At 38.3% G+C, this 25912-nt stretch carries 25 protein-coding genes; 4 read left to right on the top strand and 21 right to left on the bottom strand.

Going from position 1 to position 25912, the window contains the following annotated elements; all coding sequences use genetic code 11:
• Positions 1-7: 7 nt before the first annotated feature.
• On the bottom strand, positions 8-1018 hold the full coding sequence (gene hypE / locus HL41_RS08370; RefSeq protein ID WP_038061393.1) for a hydrogenase expression/formation protein HypE: 1011 nt from the start codon (positions 1016-1018) through the stop codon (positions 8-10).
• Positions 1019-1028: 10 nt separating this feature from the next.
• Positions 1029-1787: a hydrogenase nickel incorporation protein HypB gene (hypB, locus tag HL41_RS08365; protein ID WP_038061392.1), complete on the bottom strand. Its 759-nt coding sequence runs from the start codon at positions 1785-1787 to the stop codon at positions 1029-1031.
• Positions 1788-1859: 72 nt separating this feature from the next.
• On the opposite strand from hypB, the gene trxB reads away from it, so the two are divergent.
• From trxB to HL41_RS08345, 4 genes are read left to right on the top strand one after another with little or no spacing between them, the layout of a single operon-like run.
• Positions 1860-2798 carry a thioredoxin-disulfide reductase gene (gene trxB, locus HL41_RS08360; protein WP_038061391.1) on the top strand — a complete coding sequence of 313 codons (939 nt, stop codon included), beginning with the start codon at positions 1860-1862 and terminating at the stop codon, positions 2796-2798.
• On the top strand, positions 2782-4437 hold the full coding sequence (locus HL41_RS08355; protein ID WP_051754613.1) for a PhnD/SsuA/transferrin family substrate-binding protein: 1656 nt from the start codon (positions 2782-2784) through the stop codon (positions 4435-4437). Before trxB ends, HL41_RS08355 begins: the two co-directional genes overlap by 17 nt.
• The gene (locus HL41_RS08350; protein WP_051754612.1) at positions 4424-6025 is read left to right on the top strand and encodes an ATP-binding protein; all 1602 of its coding nucleotides are present in this window, start codon (positions 4424-4426) and stop codon (positions 6023-6025) included. Before HL41_RS08355 ends, HL41_RS08350 begins: the two co-directional genes overlap by 14 nt.
• On the top strand, positions 6015-7376 hold the full coding sequence (locus tag HL41_RS08345; RefSeq protein ID WP_038061390.1) for a sigma-54-dependent transcriptional regulator: 1362 nt from the start codon (positions 6015-6017) through the stop codon (positions 7374-7376). The genes HL41_RS08350 and HL41_RS08345 overlap by 11 nt, the downstream gene beginning before the upstream one ends.
• Positions 7377-7451: 75 nt before the next feature.
• Here the strand turns inward: HL41_RS08345 and HL41_RS08340 are convergent, their stop codons facing one another.
• The 19 genes from HL41_RS08340 to HL41_RS08255 form a co-directional block, all read right to left on the bottom strand.
• Complete coding sequence (locus tag HL41_RS08340; RefSeq protein WP_038061388.1) at positions 7452-9410, bottom strand: methyl-accepting chemotaxis protein; 1959 nt, start codon at positions 9408-9410, stop codon at positions 7452-7454.
• 36 nt (positions 9411-9446) lie between these two features.
• The gene (locus tag HL41_RS08335) at positions 9447-10811 is read right to left on the bottom strand and encodes an NADH-quinone oxidoreductase subunit N (protein ID WP_051754611.1); all 1365 of its coding nucleotides are present in this window, start codon (positions 10809-10811) and stop codon (positions 9447-9449) included.
• Positions 10812-10841: 30 nt separating this feature from the next.
• Positions 10842-12308 carry an NADH-quinone oxidoreductase subunit M gene (locus HL41_RS08330; RefSeq protein ID WP_038061385.1) on the bottom strand — a complete coding sequence of 489 codons (1467 nt, stop codon included), beginning with the start codon at positions 12306-12308 and terminating at the stop codon, positions 10842-10844.
• Positions 12309-12320: 12 nt separating this feature from the next.
• The gene (locus HL41_RS08325; RefSeq protein ID WP_028841141.1) at positions 12321-14099 is read right to left on the bottom strand and encodes a Na(+)/H(+) antiporter subunit D; all 1779 of its coding nucleotides are present in this window, start codon (positions 14097-14099) and stop codon (positions 12321-12323) included.
• The gene (locus HL41_RS08320) at positions 14089-14340 is read right to left on the bottom strand and encodes a hypothetical protein (protein ID WP_028841142.1); all 252 of its coding nucleotides are present in this window, start codon (positions 14338-14340) and stop codon (positions 14089-14091) included. Before HL41_RS08320 ends, HL41_RS08325 begins: the two co-directional genes overlap by 11 nt.
• A gap of 14 nt (positions 14341-14354) precedes the next feature.
• Positions 14355-14504: a hypothetical protein gene (locus tag HL41_RS09525; RefSeq protein ID WP_156095579.1), complete on the bottom strand. Its 150-nt coding sequence runs from the start codon at positions 14502-14504 to the stop codon at positions 14355-14357.
• Positions 14501-15982, bottom strand: a complete 1482-nt coding sequence (locus tag HL41_RS08315; protein WP_038061382.1) for a monovalent cation/H+ antiporter subunit D family protein — start codon at positions 15980-15982, stop codon at positions 14501-14503. Before HL41_RS08315 ends, HL41_RS09525 begins: the two co-directional genes overlap by 4 nt.
• Position 15983: 1 nt before the next feature.
• Positions 15984-16289 carry an NADH-quinone oxidoreductase subunit NuoK gene (nuoK, locus tag HL41_RS08310; RefSeq protein WP_028841144.1) on the bottom strand — a complete coding sequence of 102 codons (306 nt, stop codon included), beginning with the start codon at positions 16287-16289 and terminating at the stop codon, positions 15984-15986.
• Positions 16276-16797 (bottom strand): NADH-quinone oxidoreductase subunit J family protein, encoded by a 522-nt coding sequence (locus tag HL41_RS08305; RefSeq protein ID WP_022855748.1) that lies wholly within the window; start codon positions 16795-16797, stop codon positions 16276-16278. The genes nuoK and HL41_RS08305 overlap by 14 nt, the downstream gene beginning before the upstream one ends.
• A 9-nt stretch (positions 16798-16806) precedes the next feature.
• Entirely contained in the window at positions 16807-17820 is a 1014-nt protein-coding gene (nuoH, locus tag HL41_RS08300) for an NADH-quinone oxidoreductase subunit NuoH (RefSeq protein ID WP_038061379.1), read from the bottom strand.
• 21 nt (positions 17821-17841) lie between these two features.
• Positions 17842-18324, bottom strand: coding sequence for an NADH-quinone oxidoreductase subunit C (locus HL41_RS08295; RefSeq protein WP_028841146.1), 483 nt, complete (start codon positions 18322-18324; stop codon positions 17842-17844).
• Positions 18306-18689 carry an NADH-quinone oxidoreductase subunit A gene (locus tag HL41_RS08290; RefSeq protein ID WP_022855751.1) on the bottom strand — a complete coding sequence of 128 codons (384 nt, stop codon included), beginning with the start codon at positions 18687-18689 and terminating at the stop codon, positions 18306-18308. Before HL41_RS08290 ends, HL41_RS08295 begins: the two co-directional genes overlap by 19 nt.
• Before the next feature lie 3 nt (positions 18690-18692).
• Positions 18693-19253 (bottom strand): NADH-quinone oxidoreductase subunit NuoI, encoded by a 561-nt coding sequence (gene nuoI, locus HL41_RS08285; protein WP_028841148.1) that lies wholly within the window; start codon positions 19251-19253, stop codon positions 18693-18695.
• Positions 19250-20455 (bottom strand): NADH-quinone oxidoreductase subunit D, encoded by a 1206-nt coding sequence (locus HL41_RS08280; protein ID WP_022855753.1) that lies wholly within the window; start codon positions 20453-20455, stop codon positions 19250-19252. Before HL41_RS08280 ends, nuoI begins: the two co-directional genes overlap by 4 nt.
• The gene (locus HL41_RS08275; protein ID WP_081856540.1) at positions 20452-20949 is read right to left on the bottom strand and encodes an NADH-quinone oxidoreductase subunit B; all 498 of its coding nucleotides are present in this window, start codon (positions 20947-20949) and stop codon (positions 20452-20454) included. The genes HL41_RS08280 and HL41_RS08275 overlap by 4 nt, the downstream gene beginning before the upstream one ends.
• A 1-nt stretch (position 20950) precedes the next feature.
• Positions 20951-21457 carry a 4Fe-4S dicluster domain-containing protein gene (locus HL41_RS08270; protein ID WP_038061373.1) on the bottom strand — a complete coding sequence of 169 codons (507 nt, stop codon included), beginning with the start codon at positions 21455-21457 and terminating at the stop codon, positions 20951-20953.
• A 14-nt stretch (positions 21458-21471) separates the two neighbouring features.
• Entirely contained in the window at positions 21472-23559 is a 2088-nt protein-coding gene (locus HL41_RS08265; protein ID WP_038061370.1) for a molybdopterin-containing oxidoreductase family protein, read from the bottom strand.
• Positions 23560-23715: 156 nt separating this feature from the next.
• Positions 23716-24912 carry an NrfD/PsrC family molybdoenzyme membrane anchor subunit gene (nrfD, locus tag HL41_RS08260; RefSeq protein ID WP_051754610.1) on the bottom strand — a complete coding sequence of 399 codons (1197 nt, stop codon included), beginning with the start codon at positions 24910-24912 and terminating at the stop codon, positions 23716-23718.
• 2 nt (positions 24913-24914) lie between these two features.
• Entirely contained in the window at positions 24915-25856 is a 942-nt protein-coding gene (locus HL41_RS08255) for a 4Fe-4S dicluster domain-containing protein (RefSeq protein WP_235181297.1), read from the bottom strand.
• Positions 25857-25912 lie beyond the last annotated feature (56 nt).

Here is a 25912-nt window from a genome sequence, read left to right as displayed (position 1 = left end):
GCTTTACCTAACAAATCCTCGGGAAGAGTTCTCCTGAGGTATTTTCTAAAACCCTATGAGTGCCATACAGTGTTTTGAGATATACTTGAGGAGAGGAACTATGGTCCAACACCTGTCCTATGATGTTAGCTTCAGCTGCAGATGGATGAGACCTTAAAATTTCTAAAGCCTTTTCGGCATCTTTTTCTGGTAAGGCTATTACTACTCTTCCTTCACAGGCTAAATGATAAGGCTCAAATCCAAGGGCCTCACAAAAGGCCTTTACCTGAGGCCTCACAGGAATTTTTTCTTCCTCTACCACCAGATTTACCTGAGAACTATAAGCCCATTCATGAAGATTAGCGGCTAATCCTCCACGGGTTGGGTCTCTCATCGCATGGATTTCAATCCCACTTTCAAAAAGGGGTTTTAACACAGGCCAAAGGGTTTCGCAGTCACTTTCTAACTCTATGTCTACTTTTATACCTTCTCTTTCTGCCAAAATACAGGCCCCATGGTCTCCTATAGGGCCAGAAACCAAGATAACGTCTCCTGGTTTTAGGTTTTTACAAGAAATGCCTGAATAAATCACCTCTCCTATACCTGAGGTTGTGATAAAAATACCGTCTACCTCTGACTTAGGTACGATTTTTGTATCTCCTGCCACGATGTAAATTTCGTTTTTTATGGCCTCTTCTTGCATAGACTGTAAAATCTTTTCTAAATCTTTGATTTTAAACCCTTCTTCGATGATAAAACCTACCGTAAGATATAAAGGTTTAGCCCCCATTACCACTAAATCATTTACCGTGCCAGTTACAGCAAGTTTTCCTATGTTGCCACCTTTAAAGAAGATAGGTTTTACGGTAAAACCATCTATGGTGAAAGCCAATCGAGAAATTTGATTGGTTAGTAAAGCTGCATCTTCAAGAGGCTCAAGAATAGGGTTGGTAAAATATTTGAGAATAAAATCTTTTATCAAAGATAAGGTTTCCTCTCCGCCTCCTCCATGAGCTAACAAAAGTTTTTCAACTCCCATAACCTTTCCTCTATCTGAGAGATTTTTTATGTTGATTATAGGAATCCTCTAAAAATTTAACCCAAAGGTCAAACCCTTCTCCTGTTTTGGCAGAAAGGGCGATAATCTGAGCCTTAGGATTGATCTTTTGTATCTGGGCTTTTACCTTTTCCAGGTCAAAGTCAAAGTAGGGAAGCAAATCTATCTTGGTGATAACCACCAACTGAGAAACCTTAAAAATAAGAGGATATTTTTCTGGTTTGTCTTCTCCTTCAGGCACTGAAAGAAGGGTGACGTTAAGATGGGTGCCAAGGTCATAGCTTGCAGGACAAACAAGATTCCCTATGTTTTCTACAAAAAGAAGGTCGATCTGATCCATCGGAAGTTTATGCATAGCTTTATGAATTAAAGAGGCGTCTAAATGGCAGGCACTGCCTGTGGTTATTTGATACACAGGGACTCCTTTTTTCCTTATCCTTTCAGCGTCTCTTTCTGTCTCTAAGTCCCCTTCTATCACCCCAATCCTTAACTTTCCTGAAAGAAGTTCTATAGTTTTTTCTAACAAGGTAGTTTTCCCAGAACCTGGGGCACTCATAAGGTTTATGGCGTAAATTCCATATTCTTCAAAATGTTCCCTGTTATGTCTTGCCTGAAATTCGTTATATTTCATGATGTCTTCAAGAAGTTGCAAGGTTTCCTTGGAATGGGTATGTCCATGGTGGTGTTCATGATGTTTTTCCGATCCTTCTGAAGGATGATTAACCAATCCACACCCACATTCTTTACACATCTTTTCACCTCTTAATAAAATTTAAAAAGAAATTATAATATAAAACTAAAAAAAGTAAAATGGGAAACCAAAATGACCCAACAAACTACTTATGATCTAACCATAATAGGTGGAGGGCCTGCAGGTCTTACTGCCTATCTTTATGCTCAAAGGGGGATGCTAAACACTCTACTTATAGAAAAAAACTTTTTAGGTGGTCAGGTAGTCCTTACAGAACAGATAGAAAACTATCCCGGATTTCCTGAAGGTATATCAGGGTTTGACTTGATAGAAAAGATGGTTAAGCAAGTAGAAAGATTAGGGTTGAACTTATTATCAAAAGAAGTCGTTAGTATAGAAAAAGAACAGGAACTTTTTAAAATCTGGTTTTCTGACAAGACCTACGTTTTAAGTTATGCGGTGATCTTAGCTTTAGGGGCATCCCCTAAAAAATTAGGTATTCCTGGGGAAAAGGAATTGATAGGCAAGGGAGTTTCTTTTTGTGCTACCTGTGACGGACCTTTTTTTAAGGATGAGATGGTGGCTGTAGTAGGAGGTGGAGATTCGGCTCTTAAAGAAGCCTTAGAACTTACCAAGTTTGTAAAGAAGATTTTTTTAATTCACCGAAGAGATAAGTTTAGGGCTGAGGCCTATTTGCAAAATTTGGTTTTTAAAAACCCTAAGATTGAGATAATCTTGAACTCGACCGTAGAGGCTATCGAAGGAAAACACAAGGTAGAAAGGATAAAGGTTTTAGATAAAAAAACAGGAGAACTAAAATATTTAGAAGTTTCTGGGGTCTTTATTTTTATAGGATATGAGCCTAATACCTCTTGGTTAAAAGGTTTCGTAGAGTTAGACCCTAACGGTTTTATAATTACAGATAAAAAGATGGAAACCTCTCAGAAGGGAATTTTTGCCTGTGGAGACTGCGTTAGTAAACCCTTTAGGCAAATAGTGATTGCCTGTGGTGAGGGCGCTGTAGCCGCACTTAGCGTTAGAGAGTATTTAGAAGATGTTAAAAAGAAATAGGTTTTGGGCTCTATTTTTAACCATCTTCTTAGGGTTTTTATTATCCGGGTGTTTTAAAGACAAAGGAAGACAAACTCAGGAAAATAAGCCCTCGGAGGTTTTAAACGGACCTCCTTTAGTTATAGGGGTCTTAAACGTAAGCTCTCCTCAACAAACCTTTTTACAGCTTTATCCTTTAAAAACCTATTTAGAAAATCAACTTAAAAAACCTGTTTCGATAGACATCTCAGCCAACTTTGAAGAGCTAACCCAAAAAGTGGCAGAGGATAAACTACATCTTCTAATGATAGACCCAGCTTTTTACTGCGAATTAAAGGCCCTTTATCCTCAAAAGATTTTTCCTCTAGTTAAGCCCAAGGGAGGACAGGGAGAGGCAAGCAGCATTTTTGTAACCAAAGAAAATTCAGGAATAGAAAGGATTTTTGATGCTGTTAACAAACGGCTTGCCTTAGGGGATAAAAATTCTTCTTTCAGTTATCTAATCCCTTTGTCCATGCTAAAAGACTTAGAACTTTCTTTAAAAGACTTTTCTAAGGTAGATTTTTTAGGTCAGGAAAAAAGGATTGCTCTCTCTGTATTGATAGGAGATTATGAGGTAGGAGCCTTAAGTGAATCGATAGCCAAACCTTATTTAACCTCAGGTCTTAAAGTAATAAAGTCCTCTGAAAAAGTGCCTGTATTTTTGATTGCTTCAACCTCTGCTTTAAAAGAGAAACAGTTATTAAAAGAAATCCTTGTGTCTCTTCCTAAAGAGGTTTTAACTAACCTGCAGATAGAAAAACTTGTGCCTGCTGAAGACAGAGACTTTGACTACATAAGAGTACTGATAAAATTATTTAAAGGAAAGGATTTAATAAAATACGGGCCTGATACCATAAAGGTTGCCATTTTACCTCTTTACAGTCCGCTTACTATCTATCAGAGGTTTGATCCTTTGATGAAGTATCTTTCAGAAAAGACAGGAAAGGAGTTTAAAATTGTCATCCCTAAAAATTTCGAAGAATTTATCACCTTAGTAAAGAAAAAAGAAGTACACTTTGCCTATCAAAATCCCTATGTTTATGCTCTTCTGTCGAAATCTGGGCATGCAAAAGCCATAGCCCTAACTGTGGGAGAAGATTGTATAGATGAACCAAGTGAGGTATGTGGAGGAGACAGGTTTAGAGGTGTTATTATCGTAAGAAAAGATAGCCCGATTAAAAAGATAGAAAATTTAAAAAACAAAAGAATTTTCATAGTTTCTCCCTATTCTGCTGGAGGATTTCTTTCGCAAAAAATTTATTTAGAAAAGAGAGGATACAATTTAAGGCGAGATTTTCGGTTAGTAGATGTAAAAAGGCAAGAAAGGGTAATCATCGGGGTGTATAAAAAAGAAGCAGACGCAGGGTTCATAAGAGAGGCAGCTCTTGGTGTTTTTGGAAAAGAAGTAGATCTTTCTCAGATAAAAGTTTTGACCCCAACAGAGTTTTTACCAAACTGGCCATGGGCGGTGGTTAAAGCAGACAAGGACCTTGCCAAAAAAGTCCAAGAATCACTCATTCATCTACCTGCTTCTATCCTGAAAAACCTGAAAGTAAAAAAATTTAAACCTGTGGAAGATAAAGAATTTGAACCTATAAAAAGATATGTTAATCCGTAAAGATTTTTTATCACCTTTTTATAAACTTTTAAGAAGTTTTAGCATTAAAAGCAGAATCTTTCTTTCTTTTTTGTTTTTGATAACCTTATTACTTTTTAGCGTAAATGTTTTGATAATAAACTACCAAAAAAACTCCTTAAAAAAACAATATTATGAAGGACTAAACCATAACTTAGAAAACTTTTCTTTAGAGGTGGTAGACTGGTTGGTCTTTTTTGACCCTCTTAAACTGGAAGAAAAGGTAAGTTCTCTAAAAAACCTTCCAGGGATAGTATATGTGATGGTTGTTGATAAAAACGGAAGGATAGTAGCCCATACCAACCCTTCTCAATTAGGCCAATTTATTCCTGTAAATGATTCTACCTTCAAAACCTGGGAAAGTTTAGATAATAATGGGATAAAACACTTTAACCGTCCGGTTTTCAAGGAAGACTTTTCTTTAGGTGCGGTTAGGGTAGGAGTTTCAGAGGCAGACATCAATGATTTTATAGAACAATCCGTAAGGACGTTAAAAAATTATATGCTTTTTGTGTCAGGTGGGTTTCTGTTGGCAGCACTTGTAGTTTCCTATTTTATTTCTATCACCCTAACCAAGCCACTAAACAAACTTAAAAAAAGTATTCAAAAAATGCAGGCTAACGAGTTTGAATTTTGTGAAAACGAAAACCTTATTTTATGTAAAGACTTTTACCAGTGTAAAGATTATCAATGCCCTTCTTACGGAAAAACCAGATGTTGGCTTAACGAAGATTCGAAAAAATGGTGTAAGAGTGTTTTAAAAATTGAGTGTGAAGACTGTTTTGTTTATAAGTATTCATGTGGTGATGAGTTAGGTTATGTAATAGAAAGTTTTAATAAGATGGTAGCAGACCTAAGGTCTTATATGGAACAACTTGATAAAGCCACCAAAGAAAAAATTAAGCTTGAAAAATATTCTGCGGTTTCAGAGATGGCCATGGTGGTTGCTCATGAAATCAAAAATCCGTTAAACTCTATTAAGGCTGCTTGTTCTTACCTTAAAACCAACTTTAAAGGTAAAATTTTGCAGGAATTTCTTTCTATCATAGACAAAGAAACCCAAAGATTAAATGAACTGATCACCGGTTTTTTAACTTATGCAAGGCCTGTTCCTTTAAAACTTGAAAAAACGCAGATTAATAATATCATAAAAGAAATAATAAATTTGGTGAAACCTGAGTTTGAAGAAGAAGGAAAACAAATAGAATTAAGTTTAGATCCTTCTATACCTGAGTTTTATTTTGACCCCTATCAACTCAAACAGGTGGTGTTGAACCTTTTGGTAAACGCTGGAGACGCTACGAAAAAAGGAGATAAAATCTCGGTTGCGACACAAAGAGAAGGGGGATTGGTAGTTATTTCTGTAAAAGATACCGGCGAAGGGATCCCAGAGGAGTTGTTAGATAAGGTATTTGAACCGTTTTTTACTACTAAAGTTACAGGATCAGGACTGGGACTTGCTTGTGTAGAAAAAATCGTTAGAGAACATGGAGGCAAGATATCTGTTTTCAGTAAAAAAGAAGAAGGGACAGAATTTAAAGTTTTCCTCCCGATAAGGCATGAACTATAAAATACTTTTTATAGATGATGAGATAAACAGTCTAAAAACCATTTCTACCATCCTCAAAAAACATGATTACACTATAATAACCGCCCAAACTGTAGAAGAGGGTATTTTTCAGCTTAGAAAACACAAACCTCACTGTCTACTTCTCGATTATAGGCTTCCTGGGATGGATGGGATAGAAATGTTAAGGTGGCTAAAAAAAGAAAACATCGTATTGCCGGTAATCATGCTTACTGCTTATGGAACGATCGAAAAAGCTGTAGAGGCTATGAAATTAGGGGCTTTTCATTATCTGGTAAAACCTGTTGACCCTAACCTTCTGGTTGAGGTAATCAAAGATGCCATCTCTAAACATGAAAAATTAGACTATAAAGAAGATATCTCTCATAAATTTCCAGAGATCATAGCTAAAAGTTCGGTAATGAAAGAAATTTTTTATATAATAGAAATGGTAGCTGATAGTAACTCTAACGTGCTTATTACTGGAGAATCTGGTACAGGTAAAGAACTGATAGCAAGGGCAATCCATAGGCTCTCCAAAAGAAAAGACCGTCCGTTTATAGTGGTTGACTGCACTACCCTTCCAGAGAATCTTTTAGAAAGCGAACTTTTTGGATACGAAAAAGGAGCATTTACCGGAGCTACAGAGAAAAAAATAGGACTTTTAGAGTTAGCTAACGGGGGCACTGTATTTTTAGACGAGATAGGAGAATTACCTACAAGTCTACAAAAAAAGTTTTTAAGATTCTTGCAAGAAAAGGAATTTCAAAGGTTGGGAGGACTTAACAAAATCAAGGTTGATGTAAGGGTGATTGCTGCTACCAACAGAGATCTCGAAAACGCGGTTAAAGAAGGCTCTTTCAGAGAAGACCTATACTGGAGGCTTAACGTAGTAAGGGTGCACCTACCTCCCCTTAGGGAAAGAAAAGAAGATATTCCTCTTCTTATACAGCATTTTGTCCAAAAATTTGCTAAGGAAAACAATCGTCCTATACCGATGGTAGAACCTGAGGTGATGGACATGTTGATAAACTACGAATGGCCTGGCAATGTAAGAGAACTTATGCATGTGATAGAAAGAGCGGTTATTCTTTCTACCTCTGGAGTAATTTCCCTAAAGCATCTCCCAAAAAGAATTTTAGGCTCAAAAGAAAAAGAAATTTCTCCCTCAAATACCTTAAACTTATTAGAAATGGAAAAAAGTCTTATCCTTAAAGCATTAGAAGAAACTGGATGGAACCAAACTAAAGCGGCTCAGTTGTTAGGCATCTCAAGAAAACAACTGAGGACTAAGATGAAACACCATGGGCTTCTTTCTAGAATTTCTAACCAGGAAGAAGAGGAAAAAGATTAAAACATAAAATAAAACATAAAATAAATCTATAGGCTCCCTCTAAAGGAGGGAGCCTAATTGACCTAAGATTATACATTATACCTTAAACTGAGAAACTATATCTTTAATCTCTTCAGCAATTCTTCCTACTTCTTCACCTGATGCCTTAAGCTTTTGAGAAGAGCTAATCAATTTTTCTACACCAATCTTTATGGCTTGAGCGTGGTCTTCGTTTAAAAGCACTTTGTCTCTGGCAAAAGTAATATGCTCAAAGACGTTTTGGACAACTATAGCCTGTTCTTCAACTGCTGCAGCGATAGCCACCGATGCCTCTTCTACTTTTTTCATCATTTCTACGATACTTCCTACAGAATGAGCAACTGAATTGCTATTCTGTAATAAAAGGTCGATCTTTTTCTTGATGTTTTCTGTAGCAACTTGTGTTTGTTTGGCAAGCTCTTTAACTTCGTTGGCTACTACGGTAAACCCCTTGCCAGCTTCCCCAGCACGAGCTGCCTCAATCGATGCATTGAGGGCAAGAAGATTGGTCTGGTCTGCGATATCTTTAATCAGGTCTACTACTTCTATGATCGTTGAAGAAGATGAAATCAACTCTTCTACTAAATTTTTTGATTTATCTACTTCTCTGGCAGTATCAGCTACGATTGACTTGCTTAACTGGGCTTTTTCGCTTATCTCTTTGATGGCTTTAGTAAGCTCATCAAGTTGAGTGGTCACATTATTTATAACCTCTACGGTCTCAGATGAACTTGCACTTATAAGGTCTGCTTTTTCCGTAAATTCCTTAACAGAGTTAAAGGTGGTGTCTACATCGTCTTGAAGTTTTTTAGAAAGTCTAAACAAATCCTCAGCCTTTTCTATTAGGTTTTTAACTATCGAAGCTAAAGTTTCTAAGAAATGGTTAAATTTAGAGGCTAACACTCCTAACTCGTCTTGAGACTTAACTTCAAATCTAAAGGTTAAATCGCCTCCACCTCTACCGAGTTCTTCTACCATATTGGTTGTGTCTGACAAAGATTGTGAGATTTTCTGTAAGGTTTTGTTTATCACCATAAAACCAAAGAAAAACACCACAAAGGCAACAAGCCCCAAGATAAATCCGCTAAAACGAAAAAGATTTATAATCTCTCCACGCTTGATACCTATGATAATAAATCCTATCTGGTTGTTTGAATAATCATAAAGAGGAATGGCGTGAAAAACTAAAGAGCCAACCTCCACAGGGTATTTTTTGGCATTAATAAGCTTTTTTAGTAAGTTCTCTTCGATGTTTTCGGTTTTAGAATAAAGAATTCCTTTGTCTAAGACTTTGGCCTCACCCTTAGCAAGATAAGGGCTCATAATCTTTTCTAAGTCCTTGTTTACAAGGATCACATAATGGGAAATTTGAGTATAAGTAGACTGTAAATTTTTAACTAAATCTCTAAGATTCATTCCCAATTCAACAGAACCAATGGTTTGTCCATCTCTTACTATAGGAGCAATACCCCTAAGGAAAAGACCGTCTCTTCCTGCCTCAAGTCCAGTAAGAAGCTGTTTTTCCTTCTGCACTTTAGCTACAGTAAAACGAAAAGTGGATAAGTCGTCAAGTTTTACATCTTCCCCTTGAGGACGGTTCCAGCGTAAAAAAGACCTTGGGCCAGGGAGATGAAAATGTATATGATATTTACTTAATCCAGCTGCTTTAATCTGGGGGGTAACTGTTTCACGAAGGATCTGACCATACTTTTCGAAAATCTTTTTATTGGCATCATTTACCTCAGAAAGGGTACCTGCTTCCTTAAGTAAAGATACATAAACATCACTGACAGCTCTATTGGCCAACAAGGAGGCATAGGATGCAAGAGTTTCTCCTTCATCTTTAATGGTTATCTTATACGCGTTCGCAAGAATCCCAATAAGTTTTTCTGTATCCTTAGCATAGATAAAATGTTTGGTAACCACATACAAAAAGAAGCCACTTGTCAAAAAGAAGATCAATGAAATGTAAAAAAGTCTCTTTTTTAACTGTTGAATTAATGAAAGATTGGCCATACCAATCCCTCCTTTTTATGTTTATTACAGATATTTTTAAGGCAAAAAGGGGAAAACCCCGAGGATAATGGTAAAGCATAAGGCAACAACAAGTACCAATCTTAAAGATATAGCCATAGAAGGCATAGAGATTTGCCCTTCATAAAAAAACATCTTTACACCTACCCTTAGATAGTAGTATGCAGAAAGGATGCTGAAAAGAATACAGATTACCGCAACCCAGGTATATCCAGATTCTATGATAGACTTAAATATAAAGAATTTGGCTACAAAACCACCAAAAGGGGGAAGGCCTGTCAGGGAAAAAAGGAAAACTAACATGGATATAGCTAAAAATAGGTTAGCCTGAGAAAGTCCTAAAAAGGCATTTATCCTTTCTCCTTGAGGAAAAGAAATAAGAGTAGCAAAAGCACCAAGGTTCATAAAGGTATATACAAGGGCATAAAAAGAAATAGCCTTGAGTCCTGAGGTTGAGCAGGCTATAACCGCAAGTAAAAGATAGCCTGCATGGGCTATAGAAGAATAGGCAAGAAGACGTTTAAGATTGACCTGTCTTAAGGCTAAGATATTACCTATGGCCGCGGTTAAAAGGGCTACAAAAATCAAAGGGCCTACCCATAGTTCAGGTTTTTGAGACAAAGCTTCGGTGAGAAAACTTGCCATAGCCCCTATGGCAGCAACCTTAGGGCCTACAGACATAAAAGCTGTAACCGGAGTAGGAGCGCCTTCGTAAACATCAGGAGACCACTGATGAAAAGGGGCAAGCCCAGCCTTAAAAGTAAAGGCAGAAAGGATCAATATAATTCCCGTAAAAAGATAAAACGGATGTTGAGACATCAAAGGAAGGTTTTCAGCGATAATCTTAAAGGTTGTTCCTCCAAATATACTGTAAAAGATAGAAATCCCTAAAATCAACAAGGCTGAAAACATACTACCTAAGAGATAATACTTAAGTGAGGCCTCGTTTGTCTTAGGGTCTGTTACCACAAAACCAGCCAAAAGATAAAGACAAAGGGACATAAACTCTAAAGAAAGAAAAAGACTTAAAAGTTCCTTAGAAGAAACCATAAACATCATCCCTAAGGTGCTAAGCATAAGAAGAAGGTTAAACTCATAAAAGAGGTCATCCTTTATCTGGGAGTAATTCATACCCAAAAGGCTACAAATCCCTAAGTTTATCAAAAACACAAGTTTTAAGGTTTGACTAAAGGGATCAGCTACAAACATCCCTTTAAAGGCTTCTCCCTGAACCTGAAACAACGTAAGCAAAGTTAAAACAGAAAAAGCGATTACCAGCAAGGAATGAACCACCCTTTTTTTTATCCAAAGGCCTAATACAAAATAAAACAAAGTAAATCCTATAAAAAGAAGTTCAGGAAAAAACGGAGTCAAGTTTATCATGGTTACCTCCTAAAACTATTTCTAAAGGCCTTAGGTTAGAAAATTGATGATTTGTATCACCGAGTCCTTTAACACACCTAAAAGCACCTGGGGATAAAAACCTATCATAAAAACCAAGACCACTAAAGGTATAAACATTAGCACTTCTCTTAGGTTGAGGTCATAAAGTTGGTCTTTAATCTCAGCAGGCACCTCTTTAAATACAACCCGATAATAAAGCCAAACCATATAAGCGGTTCCCAAGACAAATCCCAGAGGTAAAAAAGCTCCTAAAAGGATTCTGTCTTTAAAAACACCAAGGGCTATCAAAAATTCCCCTATAAAAGAGTTAGTGCCTGGAAAACCTATGGCTGCCGCAGAAAAAAGGGTATAAAAAAACACAAAAATCGGAACAACCTCTCCAAGTCCTCCATATTTACTCAGGTCTCTTGTGTGTGTTCTTTCGTAGATAACACCTATACACATAAAAAGTGCACCAGTTACTATACCGTGATTGATCATTTGAAGGATCGCTCCTTCTATAGCTTCTTTATTTAGGGTAAAGATACCCAACGTAACAAAACCCATGTGGCTTATACTGGAATAGGCTATCAAACGTTTAAAGTCTGTTTGCATAAGGGTGACTAAGGCTCCATAAATAATCGCTATAACAGAAATTATTTGCATCATCTCTTTTAATCCAAGGGTTGCTTCTGGACAGAAAGGAATGGTAAACCTTAAAAATCCATAAGCCCCAACTTTAAGAAGGATACCAGCCAAAATCACTGAACCTGCGGTAGGGGCTTCTGTATGGGCATCAGGAAGCCAGGTATGGAAGGGAAACATGGGAACCTTCACGGCAAAAGCTACAAAAAAGGCTAAAAACAGCCAGTATTGAAGGTTTACAGGCAATTGAACTTTAGAAAGCTCTATGACATCAAAAGTCTTTCCTCCTGCATAATAAAGCACGATAATTCCTATTAACATCAACACACTACCAGCAAAGGTAAAGATTACAAACTTAACCGAGGCATAAATTCTGTTGTGACTACCCCAGATACCTATAAGCAAAAACATCGGGATAAGCATCGCTTCCCAAAAGACATAAAACAAAAACATGTCTAACGCACAAAAAACACCTAACATGATGGTTTCCATCATCAAAAGTAAAGCATAAAACTCTTTTACCCTTTGTTTAATAGCTGTCCAGGAACACAACACACATAAAACACTGATTAAAAGGGTTAACATAACAAAAAGTAAACTTATTCCATCTATCCCGACCTTATAGTAAGCGTTTAAGAAAGGAATCCACCAAAAGGTTTCTACAAATTGAAACTGTGGATTGGTTTTGTCAAAATTTGTCCACAAAGGAATACCAAAGACCAAGTTTAACAGGGTAGTCCCTAAGGCAATAAACTTAGCCAAACTCTCTTTTTTAACCAGAAAGATCAAAGCAGCCCCTAACAAAGGAAAGAAAATAAGAAAAGAAAGGGTTGGAAAGCCTAATTCACCCATCTACTCACCCCTTTAAGAAAGCATCGGTAAAACCAAAATTAACAAAAGGGTTATCAAACCTATGATCATGAGAAAGGCATAATCTGAAACCTTTCCTGTTTGGATTACTTTTATAATCTCACTTAACTTTAAAGATCCTTTGGCTAAGTTATGATAACTTTTGTCAACCCCAGAAGTATCAAATTTTTTAGAAAGCCTTGCTAAGGCTAACATACCTCTTACAAAGATTTTTTCGTAAGCCTCACCGATTATCTGGTAGTCTATCTTAGCGATCACCTTTTCTGCCAAAAACAAAAACCCAGCTGTGGCCTTGCGATAAAACCAGTCGGTATCAAGGTTTACACATCTGATTTCAGGAGGATAAAGGCCTGAAAGCATAAGTAGGGTAAAGGCTAAGGCCGAAAAAGCAAGAAGCTGTGTTTGATCGATTACATGGGCTGGGGTATAAGGGTTATAATCTACAGGATAAGGTAAGATACCATAAAGCGTTCCAGGGAAAATACCTATAGCCACACATAGAAAAGCCGCTATTCCCATGGCTACCAACATATGAGTAGGGGCTTCCTTAGGTTTTAAGCCAGAGTCATGGCTGAAAAAGGCAAAAAAGGGAATTTTAATTCCCGAGTGATGGAATACACCAGCAGAAGCAAATAAAAGCGTCAACCATATAAATAGCATTCCTCCTTCACCAGCGGCAGAAACTATCATAGACTTACTAACAAAACCACTGGTTAAAGGAACACCAGAAATAGAAGCTGCACCAACGATACAGAATATCGTCGTAAGAGGCATATACTTATATAATCCCCCCAGGTCAGTGGCATTAATCTTCCCAGTTCTATAAAGCACTGCCCCCATAGACATAAAAAGCAAGGCTTTATACAGGATATGGCAAAAGGCATGGGCTACTGTACCGTTTAAAGAAAGTTGGGTCCCAATCCCAATACCTGTGATCATAAATCCAACCTGGTTTATAAGGCTATAGGAAAGCACTCGCCTGAGATTATTTTCGATCACGGCATAAAATATAGGAAAAGCGGTCATCAAAGCCCCTATATAAATTAAAAGCTCTGTCCCGTAAAAACCTCTTGCCAAAACATAGACTGCTGTCTTGGTGGTAAAAGCAGAAAGGAAGACCGTTCCTGTTTCCGTAGATTCAGGATAAGCATCAGGAAGCCAGGCATGAAGGATAGGAAAGGCAGCGTTAATCCCAAAACCCAAAAAGATAAGCCAAGAAGCTAAATCTTGATAATTCAACCCGATATATTCAAACTTAAGAGAACCTGTTTGTTTAAACCAGAGTACCATACCACCTAAAAGCAATAAACCTCCGGCTAAATGAACCAACAGATATCTCATGCCTGCGGAGATAGCTTTTTTATTCCTAGCTGTAAGGATGACCAAGGTTGAAGCTAAGGCCATAATCTCCCAGAAAACATAAAGTGTAGCTAAGTCTCCTGCGAAAACCACCCCTAAAGCTGCACCTGCATAGATAAAAGCAGATACTAAATGAAGGTTGTCTTTAACATGAAGGCTGTAGATGGCAGCTATAACCGAAATTAAAGAAAAAATATACCCAAAAGGCAAAGACAACCTGTCTACCCTTTTTAAAACAAGCTCTAAATCAAGCACCTTAAAAACCCATGAGATACCCTCTGACAAACTAATTACATAGAAAAAAGTCAAAAGCGGTAATCCTACTATATAAACGCTCCTAAGCCTACCTCTTAAAAAAGGGATTAACAAACTTCCAAAGATGAGGATGAGTGCAGGGGGTATGTTAATCATCATAGTAGTCTTCCCTCCTCATTACCAGAGGCCTTAAAATGTGCTTTGCTGCTAACACCAACAACACACAGGCTACAAAACCAAAGGTTCCATAAAAAGAAGGATAACCATCAAAACCGAAATAAGCATGTTTATGGATAAAAGGGTCTATTAAAACTACCAGCACCAAAAATAGATAAAACCCTCTTAAAAACCTCTTAACGTTTTCCTGATAATCAAAAAAACCTTTTTTTTCTTCTTGCATAAAGGTACCCCCCTTTAGTGAGGCCTGTATCCCAGATAAAAGATGAAAAACAAATACAAAACAGCAATGGTAAAAACTATGTAAAATGCCCTTTTGTATCCTGGCCAGGGGTTATGTTTTAGTATTTGTCTTTCTTGGGCTATATCTTCCTGAGGCAAGCTCACCTAATAACCTCCTTAGCAAGGTTTATTAAAAAGTCCGGATAAAGACCTAAAATAACGCTGATGATAGCTGTAATCAAAAGGGTAGTAGCCATAAAAGGGTTTTCTTTGACTGGATGATGGGTTTCATGCCCTTCTCCCTTATATTCCTTAAAATAAGCTCTATAAACTATGGGAAAAAAATAGCCTGCATTAAGTAAAGAACTAGAAAGAAGGACAACTAAGGTCCAAAAATTGTGGGCTTCTATGGTACCAAGAAGGAGATACCATTTGGTAATAAAGCCTCCTACCATAGGGATACCTACCATACCAAGTGCTCCTATCGTAAAAGAGGCCATGGTAATAGGTAGTTTTTTCGCTATACCGTCGAGTTGACTAACCTCAGTTTTGTGAGCACAAACATAGATAGAGCCAGCACAAAAAAAGAGGGTTATTTTGGCAAAGGCATGGTTAGAGATATGGATAATGCTTCCGATAGTACCATGATAGGTAAGCAAAAGAGCACCGAGTAAGATGTATGAAAGTTGGCTAACGGTTGAATAGGCAAGCCTTGCTTTTAAGTTATCTCTGGTAAGGGCAATGATCGAAGCAGTGGTAATGGTAAAAGCTGCTATAAAAAGAGCCAAATCCGTGGTATAAAGAAGTTTCATCGTTTCTTGACCAAACACAAAAAATATGGTTCTTAACACGGTAAAAACCCCGGTTTTTACCACCGCTACCGCATGAAGAAGGGCAGAAACTGGAGTAGGAGCCACCATCGCCGCAGGAAGCCAACCATGTAAAGGCATCGCAGCAGCCTTGGCAAACCCATAAAAATACATAAGAAAAAGTACACTTAAAAGTCCTCGATGAGCCTCTACTATATGGCTAGGGAAGATTCCTCCTTTTTGAAACTCAAGGGTACCTGCTAAAAGATAGGTGATGGTTATGGCTGCTACCAAAAACAGCTTAGCAGAACCTATCAAATAAATGGCATACTTTCTCGCCCCGGCTCGAGCCTCTTGTGTCTCATGATGAGCCACTAAAGGATAGGTTACAAAGGTAAGGGCTTCGTAAAATAAAAACATCGTAAAAAGGTTGGCAGAAAAGGCAACCCCTATGGTAGAAGAAAGTGCACCAGCAAAACAAGCATAAAATCGAGTTTGTTTTTGTTCGTGATGGCCCCTCATGTATCCTATAGAATAAAACGTAGTAATGATCCATAAAAATGAGGCTCCAAGGGCAAAAAGCAGTCCCATCGCATCTACTCTAAACTTCAAAGAGATCCCAGGAAGTATAGAGAAAACTTCAAACTCTAAAATCTTTCCTGAAACTACCTCAGGGACCATCGATAAAACCAAGATAAATTTGATTATACCTGCCAAAACAGACCAGAATTCTCTTAAGTTAGGATTCCTTTCTCCGGTAGCGATGATAAAGGGTATAGCTAAAAGAGAAACCAGCACACAGAGTAAAGGTGTGATAGAGGTTTCTACTACCATCTTAGTCTTCCCTCAATAAATTGAATTCGTCTACTTTTAAGGTTGCTTTATTACGATAGGTTATAACCAAGAGAATAAGACCCACAGCTACAGCTCCAGCAGCACACCCTATGATAAAAAGCGCCATAACCTGAGGTCTTATGTCTTGTAAATAATGGCCTAAAGCCACTAAAGAAAGATTGACTGCATTAAGCATAATCTCTATAGAAAGAAGTAACATTATCAGGTTTCTTCTGATAAGAAAACCTACCAGACCTATCCCAAAAAGACAAAAGCTTACAATAAGATACCAGCTAAGAGGAACCATTAGTCTTCCTCCCAAAAAGCATAATTCCTATCCCAATAAGGGGTACTAAAAGGATAAACCCTAACAAAATAAGAGGATAAACATAGTCGCTAAAAAGAACCAAGCCTAAGGCTTTACTGTGTCCTTCCTTTTCTATAAACTCTATGGTATAAGGACCTTGATAAAAAATCTTATAATTCAAACCACCTATTACTAAAAAAAACACCAGCAAAAGAATAGCCCAAACTCTTAACTGCCAAGACTTTAAAAACACCTCACCTTTTTCTTCCTCTTTCAGGTCTAACAGAAAGATGACAAACAAAAACATCACCAAGATCGCCCCTGCATAAACTATAATCTGTACCACCGCTAAAAATTCTGCATTAAGTAAAAGATACAACCCTCCTAAATGCACAAAGGTTAATAAAATCCAGAGCAAACTTTTTACAGGATTTTTCTGAGTAATACCTAAAATCCCTGTCCCTAAAATCATCAAGGCAAAATAAAGAAAAAGACCTTGTAGAACCATCCTTTTCTCCTATGCAAACAACTTTTTAAACAAGATGGTAATAAAAAGGTTCACAAATCCCAAAGGTATTAGAACTTTCCATCCAAGACTTAATAACTGGTCAAACCTGTATCTTGGGAAAGTAGCCCTAACCCAGATATAAAGAAAGATAAAAAGATACACCTTTAACAAAAACCACACCCATCCTGGTATCCACTTCAAAAAAGGAAGAATAGCCATCACATATTTAGGAACGGTCCATCCACCTAAATAACACAGCGCTGCCAGGCTTGCCATGATATACATAGCTGTATATTCTCCGAGGAAAAACAAGGCATACCTAAAAGCACTATATTCGGTTAGATACCCTGCAACCAGCTCGGGTTCTGCCTCAGGAAGGTCAAAAGGGGTCCTGTTGGTTTCAGCAAAGGCAGCAACTACAAAAACTACGAAACCTATTATTTGAGGTATGGCATAAAAACCAAAAAGTGAGTTATGTTGAGCAAGGACAATATCGCTCAGCTTAAGAGAACCTGCCATAAGAACTACAGAGGCTAAGCTTAGTGTTAGAGCAATTTCATAACTCAACACCTGAGCAGCTGCCCTTAATCCACCTAAAAAGGAATATCTACTGTTAGAAGACCAACCTGCAAGGATAATTCCATATACAGCCAAACTGGCTGAAGCCAGAATAAAAAGAACTCCTACATTTAGGTCTGCTAAAATAAAACCTTGCTCAAAAGGGATGACCGTAAGATTAACCGCGGTAAAAGCAAAAACTATGATCGGAGCTATCTTAAATACCGGTTGATAGGCAGATTGAGGGATTATGTTTTCTTTTCCGAAAATTTTTAAAAAATCAGCTAAAGGCTGAAGAATACCATGAGGTCCTACTTCTTTTGGACCAAAACGTGCCTGAGCTCTTCCGATTATCTTTCTTTCAGCATAGGTGGTAAAGGCCACATGCACCAAGGTTATAGCAAAGATAAATACAGTTTTTAAAACCAAAAAACCAAACTGATAAAAATCTAAAGTTCTATCCATGGTTTGTCCTTCTCCCTAAGTCTAACGGATTAGGTCCTTTACTCCATCCCAGGGGCCTTCCCCTTTAACAGGATAATCTTTTCTCAAAGGATAACCTTTCCAGTCTTCTGGCATGTAAATCCTTTTTAAATCTGGATGCCCTTTAAAAACGATCCCAAACATGTCATAGCATTCCCTTTCTAACCAGTTGGCAACAGGCCAAAGGTCTACTACACTGTCTATGGTAAGGTCTTCTTCATCGATAAGGGCTTTTATCCTAAGCTGAACCTTATTAGGAAGGCTATAAAGCTGATAAACTACCGCAAAACGAGGGATCTTCCCTAAAAAATCTACCCCAAAAAGGTCTTGCAGATAGTTAAAACTCCAATTCTCTTTAAGCCACCTTAAAACAGCTTTTACTTTATCTTTTTTTACCACCAAAAACTTCTGTTTTCTAAACTCTCCTATCTCTAAAATTTCTTCTTTAAATTGCTGTTGAAGGTCCTTTAAGATCTCTTCAACCATTCCAAAGCCTCCTTTTTGATCTCATAAAAATAGCCTAACAAAATAAGAAAGATAAAAAACAGCATCCCCCAGAAACCAAGGAAACCAAGGCTATTAAAGGTTAAGGCCCAAGGAAAAAGAAAGACCAACTCCACGTCAAACACCACAAAAAGGATAGCTAACACATAATAACCGATGAAGAACCTTTCTCTTACCTCTCCTGAAGGCAAATTACCTGATTCATAGGCCATAAGTTTCACAGCGGTCTTTTTCTTTGGACTAAGCAATTGATTTATAAAAATCGCGGCCACACTAAAAATGGTAGCCAAAATTAACATCAAAAAAACAGGCAAGTATTTTATCGGTAAGTAAGTACCTGGGGTCACAGGCTAACCCTCCTTTTTAATCCTGATAGGGGTAGGAAACCTTTTTTCATAAGGAAGTCTTATCCTTTCTATCCCTCTTAGATACCAGAATTTGTTTATATATTCTTGGTGCTTATAAAGACTTAAAAACTCATCCCAGTTTTGAAGTAACTTTTCTTTGGTAAAGTAATTTTCCTCTTTATCGTATGCTGCATACTCATAAAACTCAGTAAGGACGATAGCATTTACAGGGCATACCTCTACACAATATCCACAATAAACACATCTAAAGGCCTCAATTTCATATTTAGTAAGCACTCTTCTTCCTGAGGTTTCATCTTCCTTGTATCCGATGTAGATGCACTGAGAAGGACAAACTCTTGCACATCTTAAACAGGCCACACATCTCTCTTTACCTGTTTCAGGGTCTCTAACTAAGGCATGTCTTCCTCTAAAACCTGGAGCGATCTCTCTTTTTTGTTTGGGGTATCTTATGGTAACCGGCTGGGTAAAAATGGTTCTTAAGGTGATTAAAAGCCCTTTTATAAGGTCTATCAACAAGATCTTTTTTAACAGTTGTTTCATTTATCAGCCTCTCCCATAACGATATCAAGGGTTCCGATGATGGCTACCACGTCTGCCAAAAACTGACCCTCTGCAAGCTTAGGAATGGCTGAAATATGTATAAAAGAGGGCACCCTAATCCTTACCCGGTAAGGTCTCCCTGACCCATCACTTATGATAAAAAACCCAAGTTCTCCTTTTGCCCCTTCTACTGCTGAATAGATTTCCCCTTCAGGTAAAAGAGGTTCCTTCTCTTTTAAAAAAGAAATAAAAGCACCGGTAGACCAACCTTCTGGATGAAGCTTTTTTTTACCAGAAGGGGGAAGGTCTAACTCTATAGCGTTTTCTGCCAGGATACTTCCTTCTGGCATTTTCTGAATACATTGTTTAACTATTTTAGCAGATTGCCTCATCTCTTGGACACGACATAAATATCTATCATAGGTATCTCCGTGTTTTCCTACCGGGACCTCAAAATCTACCTCACTGTATGCGTCATAAGGGAAATGTTTTCTTACATCATAGTTTATTCCCGAACCCCTAAGACTGGGACCTGTAAGACCATAAGCTATAGCATCTTCAGGATTTATAACTCCAACCCCTCTGGTACGGGCTATCCAAATCCTGTTTTCTGTAAGCAAACCCTCGTATTCATCTATTTTTTGAAAAAATCCATCGATAAACCTGTCTATTTTTTCTAAGGTTTTTTCTTCTACATCAATCCTTACTCCTCCTATTCTTGGATAACTAAAGGTAAGCCTTGCTCCGCAAATTTCTTCTAAAAACCAGAGGATCTGTTCTCTTTCTCTAAAACAATAAAGAAAGACTGTCATCGCACCTATATCAAGGGCATGAGTAGCTAACCAAAGTAAATGATTGCTAATCCTTGACAATTCGCAGACCATAGTACGGAGAAACTTAGCTCTTGGAGGAGGCTCTATCCCTAAAAGTCTCTCAACAGCCACACAATAACCTACGTTGTTTATCATGCTTGCGATGTAATCTAACCTATCGGTTAAAGGTACAACTTGAGGATAGGTTTTAGTCTCAGCAAGCTTTTCTATACCTCGATGAAGATACCCTACCTCAGGCCTACAGCGGGCAACCCTTTCCCCCTCAAGTTCTAAAAAAAGCTTTAACACTCCATGGGTAGCTGGATGGTGAGGACCCATCTGTAAAACAAACTTTGAGGGTTCTATCTGTTCTAAAACATACCCTTTCATTTGTTATAACCTTCTAAAATTTTTTGTTGTAATTTTATAATCCCCTGGAAAAAAGCCTCTGGCCTTGGTGGACAACCAGGTATGTAAACATCTACCGGAAGGATCTGGTCTACCCCTTGCAAAACACTATAGGTTTGAAAAATTCCTCCGGTTGAGGCACAGCTACCTACCGCAATAACGAACTTAGGCTCTGGCATCTGATCATAAAGCCTTCTCACAATCGGAGCCATTTTATAGGTAACCGTTCCGGCTACTATCATCAAATCTGCTTGACGAGGAGAGGCTCTAAAAAGAACCCCTAACCTATCAAAATCATAGTGACTGGCACCGGCTGCCATCATCTCTATAGCACAACAGGCAAGCCCAAAGGTAAGGGGCCAAAGCGAATTCGCCCGGCCCCAGTTTATGAGTTTATCAAGGGTGGTGAGAAGGACACTATCAGTCCCCTTTACCAACTTTACCCCGTCTGCTATTTCAACCGTAGGGTTTTCCATCTTAATAGAGGTTAGCATAGGCTTCCTTTACAAACTTTTCTCTTTTAATAGTAGAAGCTTCTTGAGTTGAAACCCATTTTAAAGCATGGGTAGTACATTTAGACACACAAGCAGGTAAAAGTCCCTGGTCAATCCTGTCTTTACAATAGTCACACTTAACTACTTTCCCGGTCTCTGGGTTAAACTGAGGAATACCCCAGGGACAGGCAGTGATACAGTTTTTACAACCAACACAAAGATTTGGTTCTACAAAAACTATTCCATCTTTAGCCCTTTTCTGCATAGCTCCTGTGGGGCAGGCTTTTACACACCAGGGGTCTTCACAATGAAAACAGGGCATAAAGATAAACCGTTGAACCACCTGTTCGTTTATAGCTTTGATTTCGGTTGGGATGATCCTGCAAAGCCTTGGCCCAGGGCCTAACCCTTTGTTGGTTTTACAGTGAACTTCACAGGCAAAACAACCGATACATCTGTTGTGGTCCTGATATATATAATAAAGGCTCATAACTCCCCTCCTTCTTAAGCTTTTTTGACTTTTACAAAGTTTTCAAAAAGAACACCTGTATGGCTTCCTAATGCAAATTTATCAAAAGCTCCTTTAAGCAATCTTCCCTCGTTAAGCCCTTTACCATAAACCCTGCTTAGCCAGGGAATGTCATTTTGATATCCTCTTACCATAAACACTGCCTCAGGATGGATAAAAGGAGTTACTTTGGCCTTGATTTTTCCTGTATAGTCTCCTGAGGAAACCTCTACCCAATCCCCATCTTTTATCCCTAATCTTTCTGCTACCTCGTCGTTTATCCAGAGTTCGTTTTCTGGTTTGATTTCATTCAATAACGGATTATTCTGGGTCCTAACATGGGTATGCATGGCTGCTCTTCCAAAAATAAGTCTAAACTCTCCCTCTTCTACCTTAGGTTTCTCTGGAGTTTTATAAGGATAAAAGATTGGTACCTCTCTTTCTTGCATCTTGGAAGAAACAATTTCGATCTTTCCGGAAGGAGTTTTAAACTTTAGCTGATCCCGAGAATAAAGAACCTGCTCCTTACAAAGCGAAACAAAACCCTTAGCCTCAAAGTCCTCGATTTTTATCCCTGTACCCTCTAATTGATAATTCCAGATGTCCTCAATACTTTCATAGGGGACGTATTTTTCCAAACCAAGCTTTTTACATAACTGGGTAAAAATCCACCACCTGGGTTTGGTATCGTAAACCGGGTCGATGGCCTTCCTTCTTAAAATAAAAGCAGGTTTAGCCCCTCTCTGTAAACCAATGATGTCATCCCTTTCAAGATAGGTTGATTCTGGAAGGATAACATCGGCAAACCAACTGGTAGTACCATAATCTACAGGAATATGGACTAAAAGTTCAAGTTTCCTGGTGATTTCCTTAATATCTTCTAACGGCATCCCTGCAAAGGGGTCATATCTATACACAAAAAGTGCTTTTATAGGATAGGGTTCTTCAGTTTTGATCGCTTTGTATAGATGTAAGATATGGCCAGCTCCATCATACAAAAATCCCTTACCTAATTCAGCCTCAATTCGTTTATCTTGAGGGGCTGGAATGGGGTCTAAGAGACTTTTTAACGGTTGAGCCCCTACCTCTTTAGGAGATTTAGCTAAAATCAAACCTCCTTTTTGTTCCAAATTCCCAAGTAAAAAGTTTAATATCCAGACTGCCCTGGCATAATAGAAAGAATCTGTATACCTTGCACCAAACCAGTAAGGATAGATTATCACCCTTGGCTTAGCCTCAGAAAGTTCTCTTGCCAATTTTATGATTTGGTACTCAGGAACTCCAGACTCTGCTTCAGCCCACTTTGGAGTATAAGGTTTTATAAATTCTTCTAAATCTGTAATACCCAACATGTATTTATTTACAAAATCCCTGTCGTATAAATCTTCTTTTAAAATTTGATGGATCAAAGCCAGTACTACAGCATAGTCTGTCCCAGGTCTGATTCTTAAGTATCGTGTTGCCTTGGTGGCAGTTACGTTTACCCTTGGGTCAAAATAGGTAAGTTTAGCTCCCTTTTCTAAGGCTTTTAACACATTGTTAGCCTCTTTAACCACCACCGCATCAAAAAAGGCCCTACCAAAGGACACTATATGTCTGGCGTTAGCAAAATCATAACTTATTTGATTTCTCGGAATACCGATTAAACTTTGAAGTGCTAAATCTGCGTCTTTTCTACACAGGTCATCATGGTTAAAATAGTTAGGAGAACCTATCGCCTTGATAAAAACCCTTTGCATTTCTCCAAAAAGACCACCTCCTCGGTCTAAAAGAGCCACTGACTTAGGTCCGTATTTACCAATTATCTCAGAAAGTCTGTTGGCAATATAGTTCAAAGCTTCATCCCAAGAAACCCTTTTCCACTCTCCTGACCCTCTCTCCCCTATCCTTACCATAGGGCCTTGAGGACGCTCAAAATCATATACGTGAACCAACCCAGCAGAGCCCCTGGCACACATTGAACCCTCGATACCAGCTGCATAGGGATTACCCTCTATCCAGGTAATCCTTCCATCTGTTACCTCAACCCTTATAGGACACCTTGCAGAACACATCCCACATACAGAAAACACCTGTTTTTTCATATGCCCTCCCCTGCCTGCTTTTTACCCCAAGTTTTTATGGAGTTTAATAACAAAATTTATGCCTAAAAACAGAAACAAACTTACTTGCCTATAAAGACTCTTTCTCCTAAACGATTAACCTATTTGGACTAAAGTTTGTCCCAAAAAGGACAGCGATTAGTCTGAAAGGATAGGAAGTCTTCTTATCATAAACCTGGTAGACAAGATGATTAACACAACCATCGAAAGAGAAAGCGCAACCTCCATCCAAGAGGGATAGTATTTTTGAGACCAAGGAATATACCAGTTATAGGCAATCAAACAGACGATCAGACGATTAACTATTATCCCCAGGGCTATCCAAAAAGACAATATCCTAACCCAAAAAGGTTTTTCTTCCTTTACGGCCCATAAAAGTAAAATCAATGGAATTACACCAAAAAGCAAATGTTCTAACACAAAAAGGACTCCATAGGTAGAACTTAAATTTATATAGTGTAGTTTTTCTTGATGGAACAGGTCCAATCCCCTAAGAAGAAGATATAACGTCAAAACTACAGCCAAAGCTTTTCCAAGACCAAGGGTCTTTTTATCAAATGCCTTTTGGTCAAACCTTTTTAGCTGATGTTTAAAATATCTATGGGTAATCGCACTTTCTATCACCACCACAGCCATTCCACCTAATACTGCTGTAATAAGGAAAAACAGAGGCAACAAAGGAGAATACCAGAGGGGATGTAGCTTGGTTGGAGCTATCAAAAAAAGTGCTCCTAAGGCTGACTGATGGCCACCGGCTATGATCACCCCAAAAGCCGTAGCCCAAATCCCCAAGGAAGAAAAGAAGTTTCTCAACCTTTCTTGCCCTAACCATTCAAAAAAGGAAGGGAACCACTCAACCACACAGATGATGATATACAGAAAGAAATGCCAACCAACTAAAAACAGCACCGATTCTAAACCCCAGGACCAAACGATAGGATAAAACACCCGATAATACCTTCCAAGGTCAAAAAGAAGGGCTATAACCGCAAAAACATATCCTAACAGGCTTGAAAGGATGGCAGGTCTGGCAAAACTCTTGTAATCTTTCAGTCTAAAAAGATATACCACAGTTCCTAAGGTTAACCCAGGAGCTGCAAGGGCGATACCTGCTAAAATGTCAAAGGCTATCCACAGCCCCCAAGGATAGTCGTTATTTAAGTTGGTCGCAGGACCAAGGCCAAAAATAAGCCTATAAACCATCGCGTAAAAACCAAAAAGCAAAATTATTCCTGCTATCACATTCCAAGGAGTAAAGAGCCCAAAAACATAAGACTTAAAATCTGGAGCTAAGAGCAACTTTTGTTTAAATCCCTTTAAATCAAACTTTTCCATCTTTATTCCTCGTCTTTACCCTTCTTAGACATAGCCTTATAAGCTAAGTAGACCAGCACCGGGGAGGCTAAAATTTCTAACACCTTTACCGCAAAAAGATAGTTTCTGGTATAAACCGCCGGACTTTTTTTAAGTCCAGTAGGTAATCCTATCTTTTCAAAAGGAACAGGAGAGAGATATAACCAGCTTGTCCCACCAAAATCGTCCTCCCCATAGACCTTAGGATAGTATCTATGTGGGTTGTCTGCAATCAATTTATAAGCAAGTTTTAATAACTCCTCCCGTTTCCCAAACTTCAAGGCATCAGCCGAACAAACAGCCACACAGGCAGGTACTTTGCCTTCAACCATCCTGTCAAAGCACATCGTGCATTTAGTAACCTGTGGGGTTAAAGGGTCATAGTATTCATAGGCAGGAATGTCAAAAGGACAGGCAACCATACAATACCTACATCCTACGCATACCGTAGGATTATAGATCACCGCCCCTTCTTCTGTCCTTGTAAATGCCCCAACAAAACACGAAGAAGCACAGGCTGGGTCTAAACAGTGCATACATTGTTTTTTTACATAGATAACTTTTCCGTCAACATCAAACCGATTTACTACCGTAAAAGCACCGGCAGAAGGTCTTCTAATTTTTTCAAAAACTGAATTGATTTCAAATCTTGACCTTTCAAAATTTTCTATCGGCTGATTAGGGTTTTTATTCCATTCATTACAGGCCCATTCACATCTACGACACCCTATACATTTAGTAGCATCAAAAAGTACGCCATAACTTCCTTCTTTAGGTTCGTACTTGCTCTCTTTTCTTTTTAGGTAAATCTCCCAGTTTTTAGCGTTGGCCTGGGTATGGATGGTTTTAAAAGCTCTTTCTTCTTCGATAAATTTAGAGGCAGTATCTATTCCCAAAAGCCCAGGCAAACTCAAAAAACCTTTCAAAAAATTCCTTCTCTTCATACCTATTTCCTAAAACTTTTTCTTAGACTTAAACCATA

This window comes from Thermodesulfobacterium commune DSM 2178, from assembly GCF_000734015.1.
GTDB classification, from domain to species: Bacteria; Desulfobacterota; Thermodesulfobacteria; order Thermodesulfobacteriales; family Thermodesulfobacteriaceae; genus Thermodesulfobacterium; species Thermodesulfobacterium commune.
Note: the sequence above shows the minus strand (reverse complement) of the source record. Positions and strands in the feature narration are given on the sequence as shown.